This window comes from Bradyrhizobium centrosematis (assembly GCF_045571495.1).
Classification (GTDB): Bacteria; Pseudomonadota; Alphaproteobacteria; order Rhizobiales; family Xanthobacteraceae; genus Bradyrhizobium; species Bradyrhizobium centrosematis.
Genome location: NZ_CP120703.1, coordinates 5,759,516 through 5,783,593, shown reverse-complemented (window position 1 = coordinate 5,783,593; position 24,078 = coordinate 5,759,516). Strand labels below are relative to the sequence as shown.

Annotated in this window: 22 protein-coding genes and 1 pseudogene; 9 read left to right on the top strand and 14 right to left on the bottom strand. The window is 65.5% G+C overall.

The genetic code is table 11. From position 1 onward, the window contains the following. Positions 1 to 45 precede the first annotated feature (45 nt). Positions 46 to 555, top strand: a complete 510-nt coding sequence (locus tag P6U31_RS27625) for a GNAT family N-acetyltransferase (protein WP_407184900.1) — start codon at positions 46 to 48, stop codon at positions 553 to 555. Between the two features lie 48 nt (positions 556 to 603). Here P6U31_RS27625 and P6U31_RS27620 read toward each other — a convergent pair whose 3' ends face one another. From P6U31_RS27620 to P6U31_RS27590, 7 genes are all read right to left on the bottom strand, one after another. Further along, positions 604 to 2,985, bottom strand: a complete 2,382-nt coding sequence (locus tag P6U31_RS27620) for a TonB-dependent receptor (RefSeq protein ID WP_407184899.1) — start codon at positions 2,983 to 2,985, stop codon at positions 604 to 606. 149 nt (positions 2,986 to 3,134) lie between these two features. Continuing rightward, positions 3,135 to 3,539, bottom strand: a complete 405-nt coding sequence (locus P6U31_RS27615) for a DUF2946 family protein (protein ID WP_407184898.1) — start codon at positions 3,537 to 3,539, stop codon at positions 3,135 to 3,137. A 294-nt stretch (positions 3,540 to 3,833) separates the two neighbouring features. Next, positions 3,834 to 4,454, bottom strand: a complete 621-nt coding sequence (locus P6U31_RS27610) for an Abi-alpha family protein (protein WP_407184897.1) — start codon at positions 4,452 to 4,454, stop codon at positions 3,834 to 3,836. 196 nt (positions 4,455 to 4,650) lie between these two features. Continuing rightward, complete coding sequence (locus P6U31_RS27605) at positions 4,651 to 6,714, bottom strand: hypothetical protein (protein WP_407184896.1); 2,064 nt, start codon at positions 6,712 to 6,714, stop codon at positions 4,651 to 4,653. A gap of 127 nt (positions 6,715 to 6,841) precedes the next feature. Then, entirely contained in the window at positions 6,842 to 9,655 is a 2,814-nt protein-coding gene (locus P6U31_RS27600) for a DUF4159 domain-containing protein (protein ID WP_407184895.1), read from the bottom strand. Then, a complete protein-coding gene (locus P6U31_RS27595; RefSeq protein WP_407184894.1) occupies positions 9,652 to 10,596 on the bottom strand; it encodes a DUF58 domain-containing protein in 945 nt (314 codons plus the stop codon). Before P6U31_RS27595 ends, P6U31_RS27600 begins: the two co-directional genes overlap by 4 nt. Then, entirely contained in the window at positions 10,596 to 11,594 is a 999-nt protein-coding gene (locus P6U31_RS27590) for an AAA family ATPase (RefSeq protein WP_407184893.1), read from the bottom strand. The genes P6U31_RS27595 and P6U31_RS27590 overlap by 1 nt, the downstream gene beginning before the upstream one ends. 258 nt (positions 11,595 to 11,852) lie before the next feature. On the opposite strand from P6U31_RS27590, the gene P6U31_RS27585 reads away from it, so the two are divergent. The 5 genes from P6U31_RS27585 to P6U31_RS27565 are packed head-to-tail and all read left to right on the top strand — an operon-like array spanning position 11,853 to position 15,438. Then, positions 11,853 to 12,464: a DUF1285 domain-containing protein gene (locus P6U31_RS27585; protein ID WP_407184892.1), complete on the top strand. Its 612-nt coding sequence runs from the start codon at positions 11,853 to 11,855 to the stop codon at positions 12,462 to 12,464. Then, positions 12,461 to 13,132 (top strand): CoA pyrophosphatase, encoded by a 672-nt coding sequence (locus P6U31_RS27580; protein ID WP_407184891.1) that lies wholly within the window; start codon positions 12,461 to 12,463, stop codon positions 13,130 to 13,132. Before P6U31_RS27585 ends, P6U31_RS27580 begins: the two co-directional genes overlap by 4 nt. Beyond that, positions 13,129 to 13,392 (top strand): DUF6111 family protein, encoded by a 264-nt coding sequence (locus P6U31_RS27575; RefSeq protein ID WP_407184890.1) that lies wholly within the window; start codon positions 13,129 to 13,131, stop codon positions 13,390 to 13,392. Before P6U31_RS27580 ends, P6U31_RS27575 begins: the two co-directional genes overlap by 4 nt. A gap of 10 nt (positions 13,393 to 13,402) precedes the next feature. Further along, complete coding sequence (locus P6U31_RS27570; RefSeq protein ID WP_407184889.1) at positions 13,403 to 14,671, top strand: CCA tRNA nucleotidyltransferase; 1,269 nt, start codon at positions 13,403 to 13,405, stop codon at positions 14,669 to 14,671. Then, positions 14,668 to 15,438 carry a sulfite exporter TauE/SafE family protein gene (locus tag P6U31_RS27565; protein ID WP_407184888.1) on the top strand — a complete coding sequence of 257 codons (771 nt, stop codon included), beginning with the start codon at positions 14,668 to 14,670 and terminating at the stop codon, positions 15,436 to 15,438. The genes P6U31_RS27570 and P6U31_RS27565 overlap by 4 nt, the downstream gene beginning before the upstream one ends. 149 nt (positions 15,439 to 15,587) lie before the next feature. Here P6U31_RS27565 and P6U31_RS27560 read toward each other — a convergent pair whose 3' ends face one another. After that, positions 15,588 to 16,103, bottom strand: coding sequence for a hypothetical protein (locus P6U31_RS27560; protein ID WP_407184887.1), 516 nt, complete (start codon positions 16,101 to 16,103; stop codon positions 15,588 to 15,590). A 435-nt stretch (positions 16,104 to 16,538) separates the two neighbouring features. Here P6U31_RS27560 and P6U31_RS27555 point away from each other — a divergent pair. After that, positions 16,539 to 17,012 (top strand): annotated as a pseudogene (locus P6U31_RS27555) (AAA family ATPase). Positions 17,013 to 17,179: 167 nt separating this feature from the next. Here the strand turns inward: P6U31_RS27555 and P6U31_RS27550 are convergent. Both P6U31_RS27550 and P6U31_RS27545 read right to left on the bottom strand, forming a co-directional pair. Beyond that, positions 17,180 to 17,383, bottom strand: a complete 204-nt coding sequence (locus P6U31_RS27550; protein ID WP_407184886.1) for a DUF2158 domain-containing protein — start codon at positions 17,381 to 17,383, stop codon at positions 17,180 to 17,182. A 182-nt stretch (positions 17,384 to 17,565) separates the two neighbouring features. Next, complete coding sequence (locus P6U31_RS27545) at positions 17,566 to 18,018, bottom strand: GNAT family N-acetyltransferase (RefSeq protein WP_407184885.1); 453 nt, start codon at positions 18,016 to 18,018, stop codon at positions 17,566 to 17,568. Positions 18,019 to 18,334: 316 nt separating this feature from the next. Here P6U31_RS27545 and P6U31_RS27540 point away from each other — a divergent pair, with 316 nt between their 5' ends. Together P6U31_RS27540 and P6U31_RS27535 are read left to right on the top strand one after the other, a co-directional pair. Continuing rightward, positions 18,335 to 20,515, top strand: a complete 2,181-nt coding sequence (locus tag P6U31_RS27540) for a PAS domain S-box protein (RefSeq protein ID WP_407184884.1) — start codon at positions 18,335 to 18,337, stop codon at positions 20,513 to 20,515. Continuing rightward, entirely contained in the window at positions 20,508 to 20,879 is a 372-nt protein-coding gene (locus P6U31_RS27535; RefSeq protein WP_407184883.1) for a response regulator, read from the top strand. Before P6U31_RS27540 ends, P6U31_RS27535 begins: the two co-directional genes overlap by 8 nt. Positions 20,880 to 21,052: 173 nt before the next feature. Here the strand turns inward: P6U31_RS27535 and P6U31_RS27530 are convergent, their stop codons facing one another. Genes P6U31_RS27530 through P6U31_RS27515 form a run of 4 tightly spaced genes read right to left on the bottom strand, consistent with a single transcriptional unit; the run spans position 21,053 to position 23,814 of the window. Then, positions 21,053 to 21,811: an HAD family hydrolase gene (locus P6U31_RS27530; protein WP_407184882.1), complete on the bottom strand. Its 759-nt coding sequence runs from the start codon at positions 21,809 to 21,811 to the stop codon at positions 21,053 to 21,055. Further along, positions 21,802 to 22,689: an oxygen-dependent coproporphyrinogen oxidase gene (gene hemF, locus P6U31_RS27525; protein ID WP_407184881.1), complete on the bottom strand. Its 888-nt coding sequence runs from the start codon at positions 22,687 to 22,689 to the stop codon at positions 21,802 to 21,804. The genes P6U31_RS27530 and hemF overlap by 10 nt, the downstream gene beginning before the upstream one ends. A gap of 13 nt (positions 22,690 to 22,702) precedes the next feature. Further along, positions 22,703 to 23,335 carry a 7-carboxy-7-deazaguanine synthase gene (queE, locus tag P6U31_RS27520; RefSeq protein WP_407184880.1) on the bottom strand — a complete coding sequence of 211 codons (633 nt, stop codon included), beginning with the start codon at positions 23,333 to 23,335 and terminating at the stop codon, positions 22,703 to 22,705. A 32-nt stretch (positions 23,336 to 23,367) separates the two neighbouring features. Beyond that, positions 23,368 to 23,814 (bottom strand): tRNA (cytidine(34)-2'-O)-methyltransferase, encoded by a 447-nt coding sequence (locus P6U31_RS27515; protein ID WP_407184879.1) that lies wholly within the window; start codon positions 23,812 to 23,814, stop codon positions 23,368 to 23,370. Positions 23,815 to 24,078: the final 264 nt, after the last annotated feature.

Here is a 24,078-nt window from a genome sequence, read left to right as displayed (position 1 = left end):
TGTCCGATGGACCGGGCTGCGTTCAGGTGCTATCCCGCGATTGACATGAACGAACTCTCACTGACCATCCTTCCCGAAGCCGCCGGCGACGCCCAGGCGATCGAGCGGCTGCACGAGCGCACCTTCGGTCCCGGCCGTTTCGTGCTCAGCGCCTACCGCATTCGCGAGCACGTCGACCATCTACTCGAATTGTCGTTCACCGCCCGCATCGGCACCCTGCTGGTCGGCTCGGTCAGGCAGTTGCCGATCCTGATCGGCGACACGCCGGCGCTGCTGCTCGGGCCGCTGACGGTCGAGCCGCCGTTCCGCGACCGCGGCATCGGCCGTCTGTTGATGGAGCGCGCCCTGAAGGACGCGAAGGCAAGGGGCCACGCCATCGTGCTGCTGGTCGGCGACGAGCCCTATTACAGCCGCGTCGGCTTCAAGCAGGTCCCCAAGGGCCGCGTCACCATGCCCGGCCCCGTCGACGCCGCCCGTATCCTGGTGTTCGAGCTGGTCGACGGCGCCTTCGAAGGCGTGTCGGGCCCGGTCGGCCCGGACTGGAGCAAGGCGTGAAGTTAGTTTCCGTGCCTGTCGGGGCCCTTTAGGGCCCCGACAGATCTTTCAAAACTCGAAATTCGCAAACGCTCGCACGCCGATGCCCGGCATCAGCACCTCGTCCTTGGTGTAGGACACGTGGTTGCGGATGTTCTCGTTGAGGAGGTTGTTGCCGACGATGCCGGCCATCATCTCGCGAGCACCGAACCAGTTGCGGTCCAGCTTGGTCTTGTAGCTGACCTCGGCTTTCAACAGATTGTAACCCGCCGTCGGCGTCTCCGCGATCACGGCGACGTTGTTCTGCGCGAAGGCGTGCAACAAGTTGACGCGCATCAACCAGTTGTCGTCGCGCCAGAACACGCCGCCGCCCATCCGCAAGGGTGGAATCCGCGGCACGTTGGTGCCGTCGGAGAAGGTGGCGCGGACGAAGTCGAGCTGGTTCTCGATGCCCCAGATGCCACCCTGGAAGGCGCCGACGTCGAGCTGCGACTGGAATTCGCCGCCGCGGAAGTTCGCGTTGCGCTGCGAATACACCGCCTGGTTCAGCTCGGCGCCCGGATTGCCGCAGGATGCAAAGTCGTCGTCGCACATCACGCCGGTGAGGCGGCGATAGATGAAATTGTCGAAATGCGTGTAGTAGACCGTCGCCTCGAAGCGGAACGGTCCCGTCGCCCTGCGCACGCCGAGCTCGACCGATTTCGCCGTCTCGATGGTGAGGTTGGGATTGCCGATGTCGAACGTCGCGGTCGCGTCATGGCCGCCGCGCGAGAACAATTCGGCTGCCTTCGGCGCGCGCTCGACATATTGCGCGGTGATGCTGCCGACCATGCCGCCCGGCAAGTCCTGCAGCAGGCCGATGCTGCCGCTCTTGGGCGTGAAGGACGGATTGCGCGCGATCGCCGCCTGCGGCGCGCCGTTGGGCAGATAGTCCGCAGGGAAGTCCGGCATCGTGCCGTGCAGCTCGACATGCTCGATGCGGCCGGCGATCTGCGCCCGCGTCGCCTCCGTGAACTTGAATTCGTTGAAGGCGTAACCGGCAACGCGCGTGCTGTTGTTGGGGTCCCACAGGCCGTTGAACAGCGTGCCGGGATTGTCCGGGCTCGGCGCGCTCAATTCCTGATGCCCGACCTGGAAGCCCAGCGCCGTCGTCACCTCGGCGAAGCGCGCGTTGAACGGCATCAGCTGCACCTCGGTGCGGATCTCCTGTTCCTTGTTGGTGAAGGTCTGCCTGATGCCGTCGCTGTTGAGGTTGGCGGGATCGGCAAGGCCGATCTCGTTGTGACGGTAGTCGGTGGCGCCGGCCCAGAAGCGGACCGCGTCGATCGCCGCGGCGTCGGGATGATACTCGCCCTTGACGTTGATCTTGGTCTGGTGGCCGTCGATCCGGGTGTTGTGGTCGGCGCCGTCGATGCCGGGGATGTGGTAGAGCGAATCGTTCTGCGTGATCGATGCGCCGATATAGCCGCCCTGGAAGAAGTAGGAGCCGCCGATCGAGGCGCCGTCCGAACGCGTCGCCGAGTTCGGCTGGCGGCCGTTCACGGGGCGCGATTGGTCGTTCAGATAGGGATAGCCCGGAATGGCGTAGTCGGAGGTCGTGCGGCCATAGGCGTCGGCATGGAATGCAAAATTGCCACCGCCGGTGTCGACCAGCACACCGCTTTCGACGCCGCGGTCGACCGACGAGACCGCGGTGCGGGTCTCGGCGGTGACGCAAGGCGAGGTCGCTGCGCTCGCGAGCGGAGCCTTGGTCGGCAGGCCATAGGCTTGGAACGAGGGCGCGCAGGAGGGCAGCGCATCCGGAATCCGGTTGTTGGTGGCGCTGACGACGCCGCCGATCGAGGTCGAACCGTAGCGCAACGCTGCCGGTCCGCGCACCACCTCGACCTGGTTGGTCGCGAGCGGGTCGATCGGAACGAAATGATCCTCACCGAGGTCGGAGGCGCCGCCGCCATTGGTTCCGTTCTCGACGATGCCGACGCGGTTGACGTCGAGACCCCTGATGATCGGCCGGCTGGAGGCGCCGGGCGCGAAGCTGGAGCCGGTGATGCCGGGCTTGGAGAACAGGAGATCGCCGAGCTGGCCGCCGCCCTCGCGGCGGATCTCGTCGTTCGGCACCACCGTGACGGTGGCGAACTGGTTGGTCACGACAGGCAGCACGCCCTGCTGCGGCGTGGTGGGCGCGGGGGCCGCCGGTGCCGCTTCGGCCGTTTGCTCGCGGTGGCGCACGCGCGCAGTCCGCGTGCCGCGGCCGGGATTGCGGGATGGCACCACCGCCCTGCGCACGATCGGGCTCGGGGCGGTCACGGTGACGGCGGGGATCTCGGTCGACGATTTGTCTTGCGCAGGCGTTTGGGCCGGCTCTTGCGCGAGCGCGGATGTCGCGGCGGCACCGAGCAGGAGCAGGCTTGCTCCGCCAAGACGCTGCGCGCGACGCGATTGAAATGACATGGTCCTGATTCCAGTCAGGCGCCGTCCGGATGATTGTCTGCTGATCGGAGGCGGCCTGCCGTCGCGGCGCGACGGAATTCGACTTCAACTTCTCCCCAGGCATTCGGCGATGTGCAGCGAGCCCGGGCGTGATCAAGCGATGTTGGATGTCAGGACGCGGGAGGGGCGCGGGGCTGGAACGCCGTGCCGGCCGATTTCAGATGGAGAAATTCGGCGTCGGTGGTGCGGTAGAGCAGGTCGATCGCCTGCGGCAGCTGCAACAGAGGTGGTGTCGCGAACAGGATCGTGCCCGCCATCGCGACCACGGCGCAGATCGCGCAATTATCCTCGCCCGGCTGCTCGCGGTCGGGGCCTGCGGGCGATTGCTTCTGGACTGCAGCGCGGTCGACCGCGGAAACGCCCTTGGCGTTATCGGCCTGCGCCAACGAGGACTGAGCAAGCGGTGCGGCCTGGGCGAACCAATGGCTATGGCCGAATGTCAGCGCGAACTGCACCAGCATCGCGAACAACGCGAGCCGGGCACCGTGCCTGATGTTCGACCGGAACCACTTCATCTGGAAACGCCACCCCACGTCGCGAGGCGCCAACCCTTGGGGCATCGCGATGTTGATGTTATAATGTAACATCGCAGGATCGGTCGGTGGATGTCAACGGCGGGCGGCCCCGCAAGCGGCAGGCAGCCGGCCCGATGTGTCGTTCGGGCAACTAAAGCGGGATGAGTAATGGTCGAACCGATGTGAGCCGAGGGTCCACCTCTCCCGAAGCTCCCAGCTTTTTTCCCCCACTCGCCCGATGCACCAGGATCGTTTGCCAGTCGGTGGCCCGTGTGTTTGCTGAGATTGCCGCAATCATTTCGCGACGTGTGGGTCGCAAGCGATAAGCAGCTCTTGTCCGAAGGCTGAAACGATGTAGCCCTGCGGGTGTGTGCGAAGGCAACCTTGCGCTTCGAGATGGTTTATGCTGATCGACAAGCTTGACTGTCTATGACCAGGCATTTCATCCCGCAATCGAGGTTCGTGGAAGGTTGGATTTGGTGTATCTCGCAATTCCATTGCCTTCCGGAGCACGAGGATGTCGATCGGCTGCAAATTTCGTAGAGTTTGGATGAATTCCGGTCTGACATCGCTGCTATATGCAGGGTCCATGGCATTCGCTAACAGCGAAGCGTAGAGTTCCTGCATCTCCTCTCGACTCTCGCGTTGTGCCTGTTCGAGCAATGGTGTCGCGAGATCTTCCGGTAGTGGGCGCGCATCTTTTAGATTGCGTTCTTCGATGATTTTCTTGGTCTTGCGCGCAAAGGCATCGGCGTTGCGTTTCCGCGCCTCGCTAACGCGGTCACCGATCATCCATCCATAAATGTTGTCGATGGCAGGCGAAGCCGATTTGACCACATCAACGGCCTTGCCAAGTGTCTTGGCGGCCTCTTCGATCGCTTTCTCATAGGGTAGGTCGGGGCGTTCCTCGGACATGGCATTCCTTAAGCCTCTTCCTATGCTGGATATCACACCAGGGACACTGCGTCATTGTTGGACCGGCTCCTCCGGCGGCGGTTCGCCATGCAGATGCTCAAAGACCTCACCAAGGTCCGCGGCGATAGGAATCCGAACTCATATTGGGGAGAGGTGAGCCGTTGCCGACCAACCTCATTCATCGCGCCTTGGGAGATCACCGCCCCTCGCGCACCCACGTCGCCGCGAACGCGCCGAGCAACAGCAAGAGGCCGATCAGGCCGGCAAAGATCGGCAGGACGCCGACGCCCTTCACCACGCTGGCATCGCGCATCCGCACGCCCATCCAGCCGTCGCCGGCGAAGACGCTGGCCGAACGCACCGGCAAGATGCGCGGCAGCTCGACGCCGGCGCCGCTCGCCACGCGCACGGCGTTGCCGCCGGTCGCCTGCGTCAGCGGCTTCAAAGTATCGACGGTGGATGTGACTTCCGAAAACTCCTTCGGATTGGTCGGGCCGACATTGATCAGTGCCTTCAGCGTGCCGTCCGTCGCCTGCCACAGGCCGAGCTCGTTCGCCGGCAGGCTCCCGCGCCACTCGCCGGGATCGCCGGCGCTCAGCGTCAGATCGTGCGACACGCCCGACGGCGACGTCACGCTGACGGGCTGGACGCTGTCCGCCATGGTCTGGCGCACCACGACGAGATTCTTGCCCTGCACCTGGAGGCGCAGCGCTTCCTCGTCGAGGTCGGGCTGCTTCATCAGCCAGTGCGACATCCGCCTGAGCAGATCCAGATGCGGCCCGCCGCCCTCATAGCCGCGCGCCCACAGCCAGATGTGATCGGAGAGCAGAAGCGCGACGCGGCCCTCGCCGAACCGCGACAGGAACAGCAGCGGCTTGCCGTCGGCTCCCGTCATCACCGGCGGGTTGACGGAATTGCGGGTGTCGACGGTGCGGAAGAACCGGCTCCAGCGCGGCGGCTCGCTGGCGGAGCCCTCCAGGGCGCGCGTGACCGGATGGCGTTTGCCGATGTCGGACAGATGCGCATAGAACGGCTTTTCGGTCACGCCGACCGGTTCGGCCGGCAGCACCGAGTCCAGCGGCGTGCGCCAGATGCTGGTGTTGGAGGCGTAGTCGGGACCGGCCGAGACCAGGACCGCGCCGCCGCCGCGCACATAGCGCGCGATGTTGTCGAAATAGGCGATCGGCAGCACGCCCTGGCGGGCGTAGCGATCGAAGATGATCAGCTGGAATTCGTTGATCTTCTGCTGGAACAGCTCCCGGGTCGGAAACGCGATCAGCGACAATTCGTTGATCGGCGTGCCGTCCTGCTTCTCCGGCGGACGCAGAATGGTGAAATGCACGAGGTCGACGCTGGCGTCGGACTTCAAGAGGTTGCGCCAGGTGCGCTCGCCCGAATGCGGCTCGCCCGAGACCAGCAGCACACGCAGCTTGTCGCGCACGCCGTCGATGGCGACGACGGCGCGGTTGTTCACCGGCGTCAATTCGCGCTCGAGCGGGGAGGCCTCGATCTCGACGATGTTCGGGCCGGCATGCTTGATGTCGACGTCGACGCTTGCACTTTGGCCGCTCGAGAGCGTGCGCTCGTTGATGACCTCGCCGTCCCTGCGGATGGTGACCTTGGCGCGCTCGCCCGTGACGCCCTGGTCGTCGAGGCGGTAGCTGATGGTCTGGGTCTGTCCGACGATGCCGAAGCGCGGCGCGGCGGTGATCGCGATGCGGCGGTCGCGCTCGTCCTTCTGGCCGGTGATCAGCGCCTGCACCGGCGCCTGGAAGCCGAGCGCGGCGGCGTTCGCCGGAATATCATGGACACGGCCGTCGGTGATCAGGAACGCGCCGGCGACACGATCGACCGGAACGTCCGAGAGGGCCGAGGCGAGCGCGCCGAACAGCTTTGTGCCGTCGGTCTCGCCGTCGGCCTGCCCGGCCTCCACGACGCGCACCTCCAGCCCCTTGATCTTCTTCAGGTTGTCGACCAGCGCTTCCTGCGCTTGCGCAGCTTCACGATTGCGGCTGCCGAAATTCTGGCTCGGGCTCTTGTCGATCACAATGGCGGCGACCGAGGTGAGGGGCTCGCGATCCTCGCGGGTGAAGGAGGGATTGGAAAGCGCCAGCAGGATCAGCGCCAGCGCGGCCACGCGCACGGCGGCGCCGCGCGCGCGCGTAACCAGCAGCACGAGCGCGACGATGACGATCGCGGCGAGCGCGAACCACAGCACGATCGCGGGAACAAGCGGCGTGAATGCGATGCCGTAGCTCATCGAACCACCCAATCAACGTCATTCCGGGGCGATGCGAAGCATCGAACCCGGAATCTCGAGATTCCGGGTCTGGTCCTTCGGACCATCCCGAAATGACGAGGCCCATGGTTCAAGCTCGTCACCCGCATCATTGCCCCAGCCGTTCGATCAGGGCGGGTGCGTGCACCTGATCGGCCTTGTAGTTGCCGGTCAGCGTGTACATCACGATGTTGGCACCGGCGCGGTAGGCGAATTCGCGTTGGCGCGTGTCGCCGCCGGTCACCGGCAGCATGGCCTGCCCGTCGGGCCGCACGGCCCAGGCGCCGGCGAGGTCGTTCGAGGTGATGATGATCGGCGAGACGCCGTCGCCGCCGCGCGCCGGCCGCTGCGCGCTGTCCTCGTCGTCGTCGCGCGGCAGGGTCTCGACCCAGGTTTGGCCGGTCACGAAGCGGCCGGGGAAGTCGCGCAGCAGATAGAAGGTCTTGGTCAGCACGTGCTCGCGCGGCACCGGCTCGAGCTCGGGGACGTCGAGCGAGGACAGGATCTCGCGCAGCGTTTGCATGCCCGGGGTCTGCGCGGCGCCGTTCGCGCCCGGCGGGGCTTCGATCGCATCGCGGGTGTCGAACAGCACGGTGCCACCCTGCTTCATGTAGGCGTCGATCTTGTTGATCGCGTCCTGCGGCGGCTTGGGTGCGCCCGGCACGATCGGCCAGTAGATCAGCGGGAAGAAGGCCAGCTCGTCGCGCGCGGGATCGACGCCGACGGGGTCGCCGGCCTCGAGCGCCGTGCGCTGGGCCAGGAACAGCGTCAGCCCGTTCATTCCTGCCTTGACGATGGAATCGACGTCCGCATTGCCCGTGACGACATAGGCGAGGCGGGTCTGCGCCGTCGCCCGCATCGCGAAATCGTCCGTGACGCCGTCCGCGCGTGACGGCGCCGGTGCGAGCGCGAGGAGTCCTGCGAGCACGAGGCCAAGCACGATGATGGCGGGCGCGGCGCGGCGGCGCAGCAGCGCGGCGATCCCGCCACCGAGCACCGCGACGATGATGGCGTCGATCAGGAAGAGCGCGAGCGCCGTCGACAGCAGCCAGCCGCGCAAGTCCTGCGGCTCGGCATTGGTGTAGGTGGCGTGCCGGGCGCGCAGGCTCGCGGTGTTGAGGGCCGCGATGCGGTCGGCGCTGGCAAGCGTGTTCACGGCGAGCGGTCCTTCGGCCGGCCCATAGAAGCCCGGCGGATGATCTGGGGTGGCGCGGTCGCGGTAATCCGCGGGCAGCGGCTTTGCGGTCGCCGGCGGCGGGCCGAAGGCGCCAAACCCGTCGAGGATGTGCAGCGGCGCCACCGTCTCAGAGGTCGCTTCGCTGGCGACGCCGGCGCCGGGCTTCGACGTGTAGCCGGACATGTCGACCACGCGCCTCAGCATTTCGACGAAGGTGCCCGACATCGGCAGGTCCGACCAGCGCATGTCGGCGCTGACGTGGAATAGGCTGACCAGGCCCTTGCCGCGATGCTCGCCAGTGACGAGCGGCGTGCCGTCCTCCAGCGAGGCCCAGCTCTTGGTGGCGAGCACCGCGTCGGGCTCGGCCAGCACTTGACGGCTGACGGCGACGTCCTTGGGAACTGCGACGCCGGCGAACGGGCCATCGGCGGCGAAGGAGGCGAGGTGCTGCGGCTTCTCCCAGGTCAGGCTGCCGCCGAGCGTGCGGCCGCCCTTGCGCAGCTTGACCGGCACGAGGTCGTCCTCGGCCTGCGCCAGGCGCGGACCTGCGAACCGGACCAGGACGCCGCCCTGGTCGATCCAGGCATTGAGGCGCTCGCGCAGCTCCGGCGCGATGGTGCCGACATCGGCGAGGATGATCATCGGCAGCTTCTGATCGAGGAATTGCGTGATGCCCTGCTGCGGCGAGCCCTTGTCGGCGAGCCTGACGTCGGCGAACGGCGCCAGCGCGCGGGTGAGATAGAAGGTCGGCGCCAGCAGCGGCTGCGCGGTCTCGCTGGTCGAGCCCGAGACGATGCCGATGGCGCGGCGGCGCCAGCGCTTGTCGAGCAGCTGCACCGCGCCGGCGGAGCGCTCGCCCGAGATCTCGAGCCGGGTGATGTCGTTGCGCAGCTCGACCGGCAGATCGAACACAGCGTCGGTCTCCTTGTCCTGCGGACCGAACGAATAGCGGGCTTCGCCGATCGGCGAGGCCTTCTGGTCCAGCGCGCGCACGGTGCCGGCGGCAATGCCGCTGTCGGTGCGCAGCACCTTCACCGTCATCCTGGCGGCCATGTTCTCGGCCGCGACCAGCGCCAGCGGCGCGGAGGTGCCGCCTTCGAACACGGTCAGGCTGCGCTCGCCGATGGTCTTGCCGAGGCCGGCCACGAAATCCTCGCCGCGGCCGGTGTCGACGCCGTCGGACAGCCAGGCGATCTCGCAATCACCGGTCGCCTTGAGAAAGCGGTCGATAGCAGCCAGCGTCTCGACGCGGTCGATCGAATAGGGCTTTGGCGCGAGTTGACGCAGCGCCACGCGCGCCGCGCCCGCCGGCATCAGGGTGATGTCGCGGTTCGGCTCGGACAGCGGCACCAGCGCGATCGCACGGCGATCATTGTCGGCGTTGGCGATCAGCTCGTCGGCGGCCCTGATCCGGACGTCCCAGTGCGATGCCGCGCTCCAGCCGTCGTCCAACATGATCATCAGCGGTGCCTTGCTGCCGGCGAGCCCTGCCTGCGGATTCCAGATCGGGCCGGCGGCCGCGAAGATCACCAGCGCGGCGGCGAGCAGGCGCAGCGCGGTCAGCCACCACGGCGTCCGCGAGGGCGTCTCCTCGCGCGGTGCGATGTCGAACAACAGGCGAGTTGGCGGAAACTCGATCCGGCGCGGCCGCGGTGGCATCACGCGGAGCAGCCACCACAGCACCGGCAGGCTGACGAGGCCGATCAGGAGCAGCGGTTCGGTGAAGGCGAGCGGCAATCCCATCATGCGGCCGGCCCCGCCTTGATCGTCGTGCTGCGGGCGCCCGACTTGCTGACTTGCATGCCGGCATGCAGGAACAGCAGGAGCTCGGCAGCGGAGCGGTCGGTGGCATGCGTGGTGAACAGCCAGTCGAGCTTGCCCGTCTCGGCGCGGATCTGGTCGCGGTGCAGCGCGAGTCGCGCGGTGTAATCCTGCACCCAGCTCTCGGCGCGGCCGGCGGTGATCACGCCGAAGCCCTCGGGCTCGACGAACTCGACACGGCCGGAATAGGGGAACGATTCCTCGGCGGGATCGACGACCTGCACCAGCGTGCCATGCGCGCCGGAGCCGGAGAGCCCGGCGAGCGTCGCCCTGATCTCGGCGATCGGCGACCAGAAATCCGACAGCACGATGGTCTCGGCCAGCGCGGCCGGCACGAAGGACGGCGGCAGGCTGAGGCGGTCGGCATCGTCATGCAGCATCGCCTGCGCCATCTTGTCGATCACGTTGCGGCTCGCGGTCGGGGCCATCAGCCCGGGAATGCCGACGCGTTCGCCGCCGGAGACCAGCAGCTCGGCCAGCGCAAAGGCGACGATCAGCGTGCGCTCGAGCTTGGATTCGCGCGCGGTCTTGGAGGCGAAGGCCATCGAGGGCGAGCGGTCCGGCCAGATCCAGACCGTGTGCGAGGCTTCCCATTCGAGCTCGCGGACATAGAGATGGTCGTCGCGCGCCGAGCGGCGCCAGTCGACGTTCTGCGCCGGCTCGCCGGAGACGAAGCGGCGGTACTGCCAGAAATTCTCGCCGGAGCCGGCGCGGCGCCGTCCGTGCAGACCGTGGATGACGTTGGCGGCGATGCGGCGGGCTTCTAGCACCAGGCGCGGCAAGGAAGCTGCGAGCGTGCGGCTTTCGCCATCGGCACGTCGGATCGCAATGATCTCCTTCGCCGTGTGCCCGTTCTCCGCTGCCATCAACCGATCCGTGTCTTCAATTGCCGGATCACGTCCGGAATCGTGCGGCCTTCGGCGCGCGCCTGGAACGTCAGCGCCATGCGGTGCTTCAGCACGGGCTCGGCGAGGTCGAGCACGTCGTCGACCGAGGGCGCGAGGCGCCCGTCGATCAGCGCACGCGCGCGCACCGCCAGCATCAGGGATTGGCTGGCGCGCGGACCCGGGCCCCAGGCGATGAACTTGCCGGCCTCGCCGGCATCAGGGCCCGGACGGGCCGAGCGCACCAGCGACAGGATCGCCTCGACCACGGAATCGCCGACCGGCAGGCGCCGGATCAGGCGCTGCGCGGTGATCAGCGCATCGGCCGTCATCGCCCCCTTCGCCAGCGTCTCCTCGGCGCCGGTGGTCTCGAACAGAATGCGGCGCTCGGCATCGCGGTCGGGATAGTCGACGTCGATCTCCATCAGAAAGCGGTCGAGCTGCGCCTCGGGCAGCGGATAGGTGCCTTCCTGCTCCAACGGGTTTTGCGTGGCGAGCACGTGGAAGGGTTTCGGCAGATCGTGGCGCGCGCCGGCCACGGTGATGTGCTGCTCCTGCATCGCCTGCAGCAGCGCCGACTGCGTGCGCGGTGAGGCGCGGTTGATCTCGTCGGCCATCAGCAGCTGCGCGAACACCGGACCCGAAATGAAGCGGAAGGCGCGCTTGCCCGCGGTGCTCTCATCCAGCACCTCGGCGCCGAGAATGTCCGAGGGCATCAGGTCCGGCGTGAACTGGATGCGCTTGGCGTCGAGACCGAGCGTGACGCCGAGCGTCTCGACCAGCTTGGTCTTGGCAAGGCCGGGCACGCCGATCAAGAGCGCATGGCCGCCGGAGAGGATGGTGACCAGCGTGTTCTCGATCACGCGATCCTGGCCGAAGATGACGGAGGCGATCGCATCCTTCGCTGCACGAACCTGGCTCGACACCTGCTCGGCCGAACGGACGATTCCGTCCTCCAGTTTCTCGACACTCTCTGCCATCCGTTCGCTCCTTCAGCCCGCCACGCGGCTTGCTTGGGCCATCATGTCATCGCATCACGTCAGATCATGGGCCTATGCTAGACTTGCAGGAAGGCCATGTATTCGTTGAATTAACCTATCCCCACCTTATCGGCTTCGGGTTATGTACGGCATCACGAAGTGGCGACCTCCACACCGGACTATTCCGGATGGAACCGCGCAACCGAGTACAACGTAGACCTGCACCAATCGTGCCAAAGGACAAAGTCAGGGCAAACCATGGCGAACCAAGGGCAGAGCGCCGATCGTGGTCTCGAGGGGCTGACTGCAGCCGCCAAAAGCGCTGCCAGTGCCGAAGGCGCCAAAAAGGGCCTGCCTCCGGTGCATCTGTGGAATCCGCCGTTCTGCGGCGATCTCGACATTCGAATCGCCGCCGATGGTACTTGGTTCTACTTGGGGACGCCAATCGGGCGTCCCGCGTTGGTGCGGCTGTTTTCGACCATCCTCAAGCGCGAGGGCGACAAGCACTTTCTGGTCACCCCGGTGGAGAAGGTCGGCATTCGCGTCGACGATGCGCCGTTCATGGCGGTCGAGATGCAGAAGGAAGGCGAGGAGAAGCATCGCGTGCTGCGCTTCCGCACCAATGTCGACGACTGGGTCACCTGCGATGCCGCGCACCGGCTGCGTTTCGAGCAGGCCGCGGACGGCGGGCTGACGCCTTACCTGCACGTCCGCGCCGATCTCTGGGCCAAGGTCACGAGAGCGCTCTATTACGATCTGGTTGACATGGGCGAGGAGCGGATGGTCGATGGCCAGCCGATGTTCGGCGTCGAATCATCCGGCGAATTCTTCGCCATGGCCGATGCGGAGCAGGTGAGGGCCGCGCTTTGAACAAGCCTATCCTGAAGAGTGATCCTGTCGCCATCGGCGCGTCGGATTTCTTCGCCCGGTCGAAGGCGAGGCTCGGCTTCGACGTCCCGCCCGGCCTTTACGATCCCAACATCATCCCGGCCTCGGGCGATCCCGGCACCGACAAGATGCTGGAGATCGTCGCGCGCGAGCAGCCGGTGCGTCCCGCGGCGGTGCTGATCGCCGTGGTCGACCATCCCGAGCCGACCATCCTGCTGACGCAGCGCTCGGCGCATCTCAACGATCATGCCGGCCAGATCGCCTTTCCCGGCGGCAAGATCGACGCGACCGATGCCTCGCCGCTGGACGCGGCGCTCCGCGAGGCCGAGGAGGAGGTCGGGTTGTCCAGAGATTTCGTCGAGCCGCTCGGCTATCTCGATCTCTACGGCACCGCCTTCGGCTTCCGTATCCTGCCGACGGTAGCGAAGGTCCGGCCGGGCTTCTCGCTCAGCATCAACCATTCCGAGGTTGATGATGCGTTCGAGGTGCCGCTATCCTTCCTGATGAATCCGGTGAACCATCAGGTGCACAGCAAGGAATTCCGCGGCACGCCGCGGTCCTACTATGCGATGCCGTTCGCGGAGCGTTACATCTGGGGCGCCACGGCCGGAATGCTGCGTGTGCTGTATGAGCGGATCTATTCGTCATGATCCGGCCGGTTCTGACCGAGATCGGAATCTTCCTTATTCCCTTTGCCGTCTATGCGCTGTTCCTGGCCGCCACGCGGTCCGGCCTGTTCGCGCACTCGTCCTGGCCAGTCAAGATCGTCGCGCGCCTTGCGCTGGCAGCGATCGTGCTGGTCATCGCAGGCCTGATCGGACTTGCGCATTTCTCCGGCGCGCCGCCGGATTCGACCTACGTTCCCGCTCATATCGAGAACGGCAGGCTGGTGCCGGGCGTGGAAAAATAGGGGCCGCACGATGAGCCAGGAGCCATTTGTTGCGCCGTTACTTGCCGATGCGCCCTGGCTGATCTCAGGCGGGACCGCGCGCGTCCTGCATCTGCTCAACGCCGATGGTGAGGAGGCGCGTGTGGTCGGCGGCGCGGTGCGCAACGCACTGCTCGGACTCGTGCCCGGCGATATCGACATCGCGACAACGGCGCGGCCGGAGGAGGTGATGCGGCGCGCCAAGGCTGCCGGCATCAAGAGCGTGCCGACCGGCATCGATCACGGCACCGTCACGCTGGTCATCGACACCCGTCCCTACGAAATCACGACGCTGCGCGAGGACACCGAAACCTTCGGCCGCAAGGCCAAGGTCGCGTTCGGCCGCGACTGGGTGAAGGACGCCGAGCGCCGCGACTTCACCATGAACGGCCTTTCGGTCGACGCGCGCGGTATCGTCTACGACTATGTCGGCGGCATCGCGGATGCCAAAGCGCGCCGGGTGCGCTTCATCGGCGATCCCGATCAGCGCATCGCCGAGGATTTTCTGCGCATCCTGCGCTTCTTCCGCATCCACGCCGCCTTCGGCGCAGGTGAGCCCGACCGCGACGGCTATCTCGCCTGCATCCGCGGCCGCGGCGGCCTTGCCAGCCTTTCGGCCGAGCGGGTGCGGATGGAGATGCTGAAGCTGCTGGTGACATCGGGTGCATCCGCGGCCGCGCTCGCCATGGCCGAGGGCGGATTGCTGCAGGCGCTGACCGGCGGCGTCGTCTACACCGGACCGCTGGCGACGATGATCGCAATCGAGCGCGAGCTCGGCCTGTCCGCGCAAGCGACGCGGCGGCTCGCCGCGCTGACCGTCGCGGTGACGGAGGATGCCAAGCGCGTCGCGGCGCGCCTGCGGCTGTCCAATGCCGAGGCCAAGGCGCTGGATTCGATGGGGCACCGCTGGTGGCGCCTCGCCACCAAGGACGAAGCCAATGCACGGCGGCTGCTCTACCGGCTCGGGGCCGAGCGCTATCACGATCGCGTGTTGCTCGGCTGGGCACGGCATGGCAGCGATGTCACCTCGATGCACTGGCGCGCGCTCGCCGAGCTGCCGCAGCGCTGGACCGCGCCGAAATTTCCGCTCAAGGCCGCCGATTTCATCGCGCGCGGCATGGCGGAGGGACCCGCACTCGGACACGTGTTGACGCTCGCCGAGGACGCTTGGCTTGCCGCGGATTTTCCACTAGAGCAAGCCGCACTCGCTGCCATCGCCGATCAAGCTGCGGCTCGCATCAGCCGCGATGAGAGACCGTGACCATCGTCTCAGGCTTCGCCGACATCTCGATTTTCCAGCTGCTGCTGGTCGCGTTGATGGCGTTGTTTGCTTCGATCATCGGTGGTCTCGCCGGTTACGGTACCGGCGCCCTGATGCCGCTGGTGCTGGTGCCGCTGGTCGGCGCCGAGCCGGTGGTGCCGATCATCGCGATCTCCGCCATCTTCACCAATTGCAGCCGCGCGATCGCTTATCTCCGCTATGCCGACCGCCGCCGCGCCCTGATCGTGCTCGCCTGTGCCGCGCTGACGACCGCGCTGGGCGCCTACGGCTACACGCGCCTCACCAACGCGGGCGCCGCGCTCGTGATCGGCACCATGCTGATCCTGAGCGTGCCGCTGCGCCGCGTGCTCCGCCGCCGAAAGGTCAAGATCGGCGACAGCGGCCTTGCCGCCGGCTCGGTCGGCTATGGCGTGCTGGTCGGCGGCACTTCGGGCTCCGGCGTGATCCTGCTCTCGCTTCTGATGGCCGCCGGCTTAGAGGGTGCCGCCGTGATCGCGACCGACGCGATGATCTCGCTCGGCACCGGCGTCATCAAGATCTCGGTGTTCGGCCTCGCCGGCGCCGTCACCCCTCAGGTGCTCGCCTTCGCGCTCCTGATCGGCGCGATCGCGATCCCCGGCGCGTTCCTGGCAAAGGCCTTCGTCGAGCGGATGCCGCTGCACATCCACACCGCGATCCTCGATGTCGCGGTGATCACCGGCGGGCTGGTGATGATCTCCGCAGCGGCGAGGCAGCTCGTGGCGTAGATGGCCTGGGCCCGATCGGGCATTCGCGGCTTTGCGCGATCCGGGTCGTTCTCATGACGTCGGCTGCCGAGGGTCCGTTTATCCTCCGCAACCTAAGCGCGATGGGATTTTGATCAATCGTCATCGCGCTTTCGGTTGTTGGTAGGGGACTATGCCGTTGCTGGTGGCTCCTTCAACCCGCGACGTCGGTGCCAAGCCATCAAGCATGCAAACGCTGCGACAAGTCCCGGAAGACCTGCACCGGCGATGGGGCCAGGTACCGAGCCATAGAACGTGATCCCGCTCGAGGTTTCGCGCGTGCCGCCAGCTCCATCCGGGACGAGCAAAGGCAACACCAAATCCAGTTCAAACCAGCCGCCGACTATGGTGGGCTGAAAGCGCACGAAGTTGTTGTTCCAGCAGAAGGGACCAAGACAGCCCTGTCCAGAGCCAATTTGGGTGCCAGGAGGAGGCAGAAGACCGGCAAGCGATGATTGCCCAATCGGCGTGTCGCGAAATATAAACGTCCCGACCGGGTTGTGCGTCGGGAAGAATGTTCCGTCGCCAATTGCCGATAATGAGAATTCGGGACCTATGGCTATCGGTACAGGATTAGCTCTTACTTCCCACGAGCTGATGAATGCACCCGCAGCCAGCATCATCGTCCAAAGCAGTACCTTCTTCATTTAAAACCCTTCATTCAATTCTTTGTTCCACCAATGGAACTCATGGAACCAGATCGCTTGTGACGAGTCAACGCACCGGACGTGGGACTACGTTGAGGCCGTGGGCGGTCTATTCCCACGCCAAAGAAACCAGTGCTCAAGCGCGCTTCTGGATCGTGCCCATGGGATCGAAGATCGATCGCCCCGGCTGAGGTCAAGCAAAGCTGCTGAAATTCGTTTCCCAATCCGACCATCAACCGCCGCCAGATGCACGAGCGGTCAGACATCTCAGTTATGACGGTTTCAGAAGATTGCCTCGAGGATCGACCGCAGCAGGGCGCGTGATGGAGCAGTTCGGGGCGTCCGCTGGTGACCCTCTGTCCTACGCCGAGTGAGGGATTTACCCGCACGTCAAGATTGAATTAGAATGGCTGCACTCGCTTTTTTGGGTTGTTCATGGCCACGGTTCACCTGATTCACGGATACATTGGTGCGGGAAAGACGAGCTTTGCGCGGCGCTTGGAGGAAGAGCTGCCGGCTATTCGTTTCAGTCACGACGAATGGATGGCGAGTTTGTATGGCGATGATCCGCCCATGAATCAGTTTGCTGAATTTCAAGAGCGGGTGTCGAAGCTGATCGACACATATTGAAGACGGTGTGTGACGCTCGGCCTAGATGTCGTGCTTGATTTCGGCTTCTGGTCGCGGCGCCAGCGCGATGAGACGAGGGCGACTGCGGCGGCGCTAGGCGCGCATGCGCGGCTCTACCTTCTAGAGTGCTCAGAAGAGGAAGCGTGGCGCCGGGTCGACAAACGTAACGAGCGTCTCGACGGAAGCCTGTTTATCGTCCGAAACACCTTTGAGATGCTTAAGAGCCGCTTTGAGCCACTGGCAGACAATGAGGACCGAATTGAAGTTAGGCAATGCTGACCAAGGTGCATCAAGCCTGCTAACTCCAGCGTTCCTAAAGGTCTGCCATCGGGCCCGTAGTAGACATTCGCCGACGAGCCTGCCATTCCAGCGATTAACAGAGAAGCAGACATCATTGCGCTGAAGCGGCGCGCGCCAGCCTCACGAGGGTGGGGTCCGAGACGTGCTCACTCCTCGTCGTCGTCTTCCTCCTCTTCATCCTCCTCGTCCTCTTCCACCTGCACCAGCACGGCCAGTGGCAGCGTCTCGCGGAACAGGTCGCCTTCCATGCCCATCCAGAGGCAGAGCACCTCGTCCTGCTTCACTTCCGCGACCGTCAGCGGCTGGCCGCCGGATTTCAGCATGACGACATCACCGGCTTTCAAGTCCATGGATTGTCCTTTCGCGTGATCGATCCGGACGCGAACCTAGCAAGCGGTCATGACAGGCCGATCACGCCGCCCGGCCGTGCCCGGAAATTCCAGCGGCGTGACGCAGCGCAGGGGGCCGCGGCGTCTGTTCGCAGCGGGGAGATCGAGGTGTCTTCCGCAGCCGCCGATCGGCGATGATGACGCTAGCGGCTCGTCAGCCGCAGAAGATGCGGCACGGCCTCGCTGTCGACGGTCGCGCCCAGGCCCGCGTAGAACTGCATCGCCGACGCATTGTGCTTCCAGACATCCCAGCCGAGCTTCGTGACGCCATGATCGGAGGCCCATTCCTTGGCCTTCGTCATCAACGCACTGCCGACGCCCTTCCTCCGCGCGTCAGCATGCACAGCGATGTCACTGATGTACATGCCCGCCTGGGCGCTATAGAGCTCGTGGGTCAAGATCCAGGCGATCAGGCCGACAATGCGATTGTCCAGCAGCGCCACAAAGAGGTGCACAGGCGCATGCTCGCGGGCATAGAAGGCGAGGTAGCGCTCGAGCGTCAGAGGCGGTGGCGGCTCTTCGATATGAGCCGCCAGCGCTTCCGCAAGTCCCCGAACGGCAGCGTAGTCGCTCGCTTCAGCTCTGCGTATGCTCAATTCGCCATCCACGACGCCGCGCCCTCCTTGGGGGCAAAAGCGCCCGCAGGATCATCTACGTGCAGGGACGGCCGGTCGTTACACCGGCAGGCGAAGGAATTCGGATCGCTGACAGGGTGGGGCCATCGCGTGCAGCTCACACCGTCCCATACCAAGCGACGATGATTGGTCCATCTGGACTGTACGCCGCAGGTACTTGGGAACCATCCCTCGCGAGCGACGTTGGGGCTGGTTCGGCGTGAACAGGGCGTCCGCCTGTATCTCTTTCGAACGGTTGGCTCGCATGGGGCCGTCCCCTCCGCCCGAGAGTTAAATCATGTCGAACGTCGAAGAGTTCCCTGTCTCCGCTCGCCGCCGGCCAACGGAGTTCGAAGCACTGGCCGCGGCCGGGCACACTGCGCTCGATGCCATTCCGGGCGCGGTCTGCCTCTGTGACGCCGAGGGATTGATCGTCGCCTACAACACGGAAGCCGTCGAATTGTGGGGGCGGACGCCTGAAGTCGCCTGCGAGCGCTTCTGCGATTCGTATCGGCTCTATTCCCTCGACGGAACGCCGCTCGCCCATGACGACTGTCCCATGGCGATCGCGGTCCGGCGCGGTACGCCGACGCGCAATGCCCCTGTCGTTGTCGCGCGGCCGGACGGCACTCGCTTCACCGCGCTGGTCAATGTTCGCGCCTTGCGCGACCACTTCGGCCTCATCCAGGGCGCCATCAATTGCTTCCAGGACGTCACCGGATGGAAGCGCGTCGAAGAGGAGGTCCGCCAGAAGACCCAGGATCTGGAGGACTTCTTCGACAACGGCGCTGTGGGGCTTCATATCGTCAGCGGTGAAGGCATCATCGTTCGCGCCAACAAGGCTGAACTGGATATGCTTGGGTACAAGGCGGAGGAGTACGTCGGCCGCCACATCGCCGAGTTTCATGTCGATGCTCCAGTGATCGGCGAAATCCTTCAGCGCCTTTCATGCGGCGAACCGTTGTCTCGGTATCCTGCGCGGTTGCGGGCGCGGGACGGCTCCGTGAAGCACGTGCTGCTCACGTCCAACAGCCGCTTCGTGGACGGCAAGTTCGTCAATACGCGTTGTTTCACCCTTGACGTGACGGAGTTGCATGCCGCCGAACAAGCATGGCAAGCCAGCGAAGCCCGGCTGGCCGCGACCTATGAGGCTGCAAGCGTCGGCATCTCGGAAGCGGACGACACCGGGCGTCTCTTGCGGGTCAATGATGCTCTCTGCCGCATCACCGGGCGCTCGCGCGCCGAGCTGCTCGGAATGACCTTCCTGGACTACACCGATCCGGACGACCGTCAGGAGGACGCCGAACTCTACGCGCGGCAAGTGCGTGGCGATGTCGAGAACTACACGATCCGCAAACGCGCAATACGGCCCGACGGCTCCGTGCGCCATCTCGATATCTTCAGCTCGTCGGTACGCGACTCGGGCGGCCGCTTTCTGTACGGCGTTCGTGTCGTCCAGGATGTCACCGCCACCAAACAGCTCGAGGATCGCCTGCGCGAAGGCGAACAGCGCATGCGCGATCTCCTCGAGGCCCTGCCGGCGGCGATCTACACGACGGATGCCGAGGGCCGCATCAATTTCTACAACCGCGCCGCCGTTGAGATGGCGGGCAGGACGCCGCAGCCGGGCGACGAATGGTGCGTGACCTGGAAGCTCTATCGGCCCGATGGCTCGCCTCTCCCGCATAATGAATGCCCGATGGCCGTCGCGCTCCGCGAAGACCGTCCGGTTCGCGGCGCCGAAGCGGTCGCCGAGCGCCCGGATGGCCGGCGCGTGCCGTTCATTCCCTATCCGACGCCGCTACACGACGCCGCGGGCAAGTTGGTTGGCGCCATCAACATGCTCGTGGACATCAGCGAGCGGAAGAGTGCCGAGAATGCGCAAAGGGTCCTCATCGACGAGCTGAATCACCGCGTGAAGAACACCTTGGCGACGGTGCAGTCGCTCGCGAACCAGACCGCTCGCCATGCCGCCGGGCTGGAAGAGTTTCTGCCGACGTTCACGGGACGTTTGTTGGCGCTCTCCCGCGCACACGACCTGCTGACGAAGCGAAACTGGCAGGATGCGCCTTTGGAAAAACTGGTCCAAGACATCGTTGCTCCCGTCTCCGGCGGACGGGTGGTAACGGGCGGGCCACATGTCGATCTGGACGCGCGCACTGCGCTAAGCGTTACTATGGTGCTCAACGAACTGCTGACCAATGCCGCGAAATATGGAGCACTCTCCGTACCGGACGGATCGGTGTCGCTCACCTGGCGGATAGCCGGTGGCGAGCTGGCGCAAAGCATGCTCGAGTGCGAATGGCGAGAATGGGGTGGGCCGCCGGTCATGCCGCCGAAGCGACGAGGATTTGGCACGCGACTGATGGAGCGGTGTGTCGAGCATGATTTGGCTGGAGGGTTCGATCTGGTGTTCGAGCCTGAGGGCACACGCTGCCGCATGACGTTTCCCGTTTTGGTTGGAGCGTCCAATGGCTGAGGTGCCGGGAGCCAGGGTTCTCCTCGTCGAAGACGAAGGGCTTGTCGCCCTCATGATCGAGGACATGCTCGACGAGCTGGGATTCAAGGTCGTTGCCTCGGCTGCGCACGTCACGAAGGCCTGTGAGCTTGCTTCGGCGGCGTCTTTCGATCTGGGACTTCTCGATGTGAACCTGGCCGGAGAGTTCGTCTTCCCGGTTGCTCGCATCTTGCGCGCTCGAAAGATTCCCTTCCTGTTCAGCACGGGTTACGGCGGACCTCCACTTGAGGAGGAGTTCAGGAACGCCCCCTCGATCGGCAAGCCATTCACCGTCGATCAATTGAGCGAGAAATTGCGGACGCTGCTGCCGTGCCCGGGTGTCTGATCGTCTCGATCGACGCTGGCGCACACCAGCCATCGCAAGTTTGGACGATGGCATCTTACCCCTGATTTGCCCGACGGATCAAACGCGTTTCGTGAAATCCGTAAGCCTTTGATCTTGCAGGGGCCGTCTACTGTGCATGGGGTTGTTTTCCGATATTTTGTTCTCGGCCCTGCTCAGGACCGGTCCGGCACCAGCTCGGTCAGCGAGCGGATGATGCGGTCGGGCTTGACGGTCGAGCCCTCCGGCAGGCCGTCGCCATGCACGTCGATCCAGATCGAATAGATGCCGAGGCGTTGCGGCGTCACCACTTCCCATTCCAGATTGTCGCCGATCATCCAGGTGTCCTTTGCGGTGACGCCCAGCGCCTCCATCGCGTGCAGATAGGCGCGCTCCTCGGGCTTGCCGAAGCCGTGCTCGCCCTCGATCTGGATGTGGTCGAAGCGATGGGTCAGCTCGAACCGCTCGACCTTGGCTCGCTGCATCTCGGCGGCGCCGTTGGTGACCAGTGCGAGCTTGACGCCGCGTGCCCTGAACGCGTCGATCGCATCATGCGCTCCGGGAAAGACGAAGATCGCTTCCTCGCGATAGGTGGTGAAGCGGTCGGCGATGCGATCGGCGAGATCGTCGGGCAGGGCGCGGTTGCCCTGGGCGGCGAGCGCGGCGAAGCCACCGCGCACGGTGAGCCGCCGCGCCTCGCCGAGCTTCATCCGCCAGATCGGCTCCGCGGTCGACCAGAACTGCCGCGCATAGGCGAGCACCGCGGTTGCGACCTGCGGCGGCGGCAGCGGCGCAAGCTCCTCGGCGAACTCGGCGGCGATCGTGTTCCAGGCGATCTCGGGCCGGCCATAGGCCGACAGGATGGTGTCGTCCATGTCGATCAGCATGGCGCGGGGCAGCGGCCTTGCGGCGGGCTTCATCGTCGTCACGGCCATTTCACCTCCGGCGGCATCGACGACAGGATCGAGTCGACATTGCCGCCGGTCTTCAGCCCGAAGATGGTGCCGCGATCATAGAGCAGATTGAATTCGACGTAGCGGCCGCGCCGGATCAATTGCTCCTCGCGGTCTGCTGCGGTCCAGGTGCTGGCGAAATTGCGCCTGACGATCTCGGGATAGACCTTCAGGAAGGCGCGGCCGACGTCCTTGGTGAAGGCGAGGTCGGCGTCCCAGTCGCCGCTGTCGTGCCAGTCGTAGAAGATGCCGCCGATGCCGCGGGCCTCCTTGCGGTGCGGCAAGTAGAAATACTCGTCGCACCATTTTTTGTATTTGTCGTAGTCGGCAACGCCGCTGTGCTGGTTGCAGGCCTGTTTCATCGCGGCATGGAAGGCGATCGTGTCGGCATCGTCCTGCGTGCGCCGTCGCTCCAGCACCGGCGTCAGGTCGGCGCCGCCGCCGAACCAGGCTTTCGTGGTGACGACGAAGCGGGTGTTCATGTGCACGGCGGGCACGTTCGGATTGCGCATATGCGCGATCAGCGAGATGCCCGAGGCCCAGAATTTCGGGTCCTCCGCGGCGCCGGGGATCTGGGCCCGAAACTCGGGGGCGAACTCGCCATGCACCGTCGAGCAGTGCACGCCGACCTTCTCGAACAGGCGGCCGTGCATCATCGACATCACCCCGCCGCCGCCGGCCGCGCCGGTATGGTCGGTGCGCTGCCAGGGCGTGCGCTTGAAGCGGCCGGCCTCGCCCGGATAGAGGCTTTGCGGCGCATCGTCCTCGAGCCGCTCGAAGCTCGCGCAGATGTCGTCGCGCAAGGCTTCGAACCAGGCGCGGGCGCGGGACTTGCGGTCTTCGATCGTCGACATGTCCATCAGCATTCCCGTCCTATCTGATGCCGAGCGATTTGTGCGTCTGCACGCTCAGCCGCCATTGCGGATGGCGCAGGCAATAGTCGATCGCGCGCGCGGTGTTCTCGACGACCTCGGGACCGTCCATCGGCTGCAACGAGAAGCGCTCGAAGGCGAGGTGCTCGAACGTCTCGGGCGCGGCGAGGGCCTGCGGGTAGACCAGCTTCAGCTCGTGCCCCTGGCGCAGTACCAGCTCGCTGCCGCCCTTGGGGCTGACGCAGATCCAGTCGAGGCCGTCAGGCGCGGCCATGGTGCCGTTGGTCTCGACCCCGATCTCGAAGCCGCGCTGGTGCAGGGCCTCGATCAAGGCTGTGTCGACCTGGAGCAGCGGCTCGCCGCCAGTGAGCACCACGTAGCGGTTGGCTTCGGTGGCACGCCATTGCGCGGCGATGGTGTCGGCGAGCTCCGCGGCCGAGCCATAGCGGCCGCCGAGCGTGCCGTCGGTCCCGACGAAATCCGTGTCGCAGAACTTGCAAATGGCCTCGAGGCGGTCCGCCTCGCGTCCGCTCCAGAGGTTGCAGCCGGCAAAGCGGCAGAACACGGAAGCGCGCCCGGCATGGGCGCCTTCGCCTTGCAGGGTCAGGAAGATTTCCTTGACCGCGTAACTCAATCGTCTCTCCTCAACCTGTTCAAACGTGCGGGTTACCGGATCTGCCGCAGCGCCTCGCCTGCGGCCATTGCCGCCGTCATGGCGACATTGAGCGACCGCAGCCCCGCCCTGATCGGGATGACCAGCCGGGCATCCGCGGCCTCGACCACGGCGTCGGTGACGCCGGCGCTCTCGCGCCCGAATAGCAGGATGTCCGACGTCTGGTAACGGAAATCGCGATAGTCGGTGGCGCCCTTCGTGGTGAACAGCAGCAGCCGATAGCCATGCGCGGCGCGCCAGTCCTCGAATTTCAGCCAGGAGTCATGCCTGAGGATGCTGACATGGTCGAGGTAATCCATTCCCGCCCGGCGGAACGCGCGGTCGGAGACCGGGAACCCTGCGGGTTCGATGATATGGGCGGCCAGTCCGAGGCAGGCGCACAGCCTGAGAATCGTGCCGGTGTTCTGCGGGATGTCGGGCTGGAAAAGCGCTATCTGCATCGAGGGCGGCGGGGTTGGTTGCGGGGCGGAAATGTCTCAATAAAACATCGCCTGCCCGGGAATTCGTGCATGGCACGCCCCTGCGCCGATAGCGGGCTTGCGCTCGCCCGGCAAGGGTGCCAATAGAACGATTCTGGACTGCTGTTTCGCCCGTTTAGAGGTGAACATGCGAAGTTCTGCCGCCGCGGGGGGCCGCGGGCGCCGGCAGCCTTTCCGGGGACCTCATGGGGCGCCCCCTGGAGCGGTTCCACCGGTTGCACAAGA

Excerpts from the sequence above, each read along its gene's own strand:
- P6U31_RS27625 (WP_407184900.1), top strand. The coding sequence starts at position 46 with ATGAACGAACTCTCACTGACCATCCTTCCCGAAGCCGCCGGCGACGCC.
- P6U31_RS27620 (WP_407184899.1), bottom strand. The coding sequence starts at position 2,985 with ATGTCATTTCAATCGCGTCGCGCGCAGCGTCTTGGCGGAGCAAGCCTG.
- P6U31_RS27615 (WP_407184898.1), bottom strand. The coding sequence starts at position 3,539 with ATGAAGTGGTTCCGGTCGAACATCAGGCACGGTGCCCGGCTCGCGTTG.
- P6U31_RS27610 (WP_407184897.1), bottom strand. The coding sequence starts at position 4,454 with ATGTCCGAGGAACGCCCCGACCTACCCTATGAGAAAGCGATCGAAGAG.
- P6U31_RS27605 (WP_407184896.1), bottom strand. The coding sequence starts at position 6,714 with ATGAGCTACGGCATCGCATTCACGCCGCTTGTTCCCGCGATCGTGCTG.
- P6U31_RS27600 (WP_407184895.1), bottom strand. The coding sequence starts at position 9,655 with ATGATGGGATTGCCGCTCGCCTTCACCGAACCGCTGCTCCTGATCGGC.
- P6U31_RS27595 (WP_407184894.1), bottom strand. The coding sequence starts at position 10,596 with ATGGCAGCGGAGAACGGGCACACGGCGAAGGAGATCATTGCGATCCGA.
- P6U31_RS27590 (WP_407184893.1), bottom strand. The coding sequence starts at position 11,594 with ATGGCAGAGAGTGTCGAGAAACTGGAGGACGGAATCGTCCGTTCGGCC.
- P6U31_RS27585 (WP_407184892.1), top strand. The coding sequence starts at position 11,853 with ATGGCGAACCAAGGGCAGAGCGCCGATCGTGGTCTCGAGGGGCTGACT.
- P6U31_RS27575 (WP_407184890.1), top strand. The coding sequence starts at position 13,129 with ATGATCCGGCCGGTTCTGACCGAGATCGGAATCTTCCTTATTCCCTTT.
- P6U31_RS27570 (WP_407184889.1), top strand. The coding sequence starts at position 13,403 with ATGAGCCAGGAGCCATTTGTTGCGCCGTTACTTGCCGATGCGCCCTGG.
- P6U31_RS27560 (WP_407184887.1), bottom strand. The coding sequence starts at position 16,103 with ATGAAGAAGGTACTGCTTTGGACGATGATGCTGGCTGCGGGTGCATTC.
- P6U31_RS27550 (WP_407184886.1), bottom strand. The coding sequence starts at position 17,383 with ATGGACTTGAAAGCCGGTGATGTCGTCATGCTGAAATCCGGCGGCCAG.
- P6U31_RS27540 (WP_407184884.1), top strand. The coding sequence starts at position 18,335 with ATGTCGAACGTCGAAGAGTTCCCTGTCTCCGCTCGCCGCCGGCCAACG.
- P6U31_RS27535 (WP_407184883.1), top strand. The coding sequence starts at position 20,508 with ATGGCTGAGGTGCCGGGAGCCAGGGTTCTCCTCGTCGAAGACGAAGGG.
- P6U31_RS27530 (WP_407184882.1), bottom strand. The coding sequence starts at position 21,811 with ATGGCCGTGACGACGATGAAGCCCGCCGCAAGGCCGCTGCCCCGCGCC.
- hemF (WP_407184881.1), bottom strand. The coding sequence starts at position 22,689 with ATGGACATGTCGACGATCGAAGACCGCAAGTCCCGCGCCCGCGCCTGG.
- P6U31_RS27515 (WP_407184879.1), bottom strand. The coding sequence starts at position 23,814 with ATGCAGATAGCGCTTTTCCAGCCCGACATCCCGCAGAACACCGGCACG.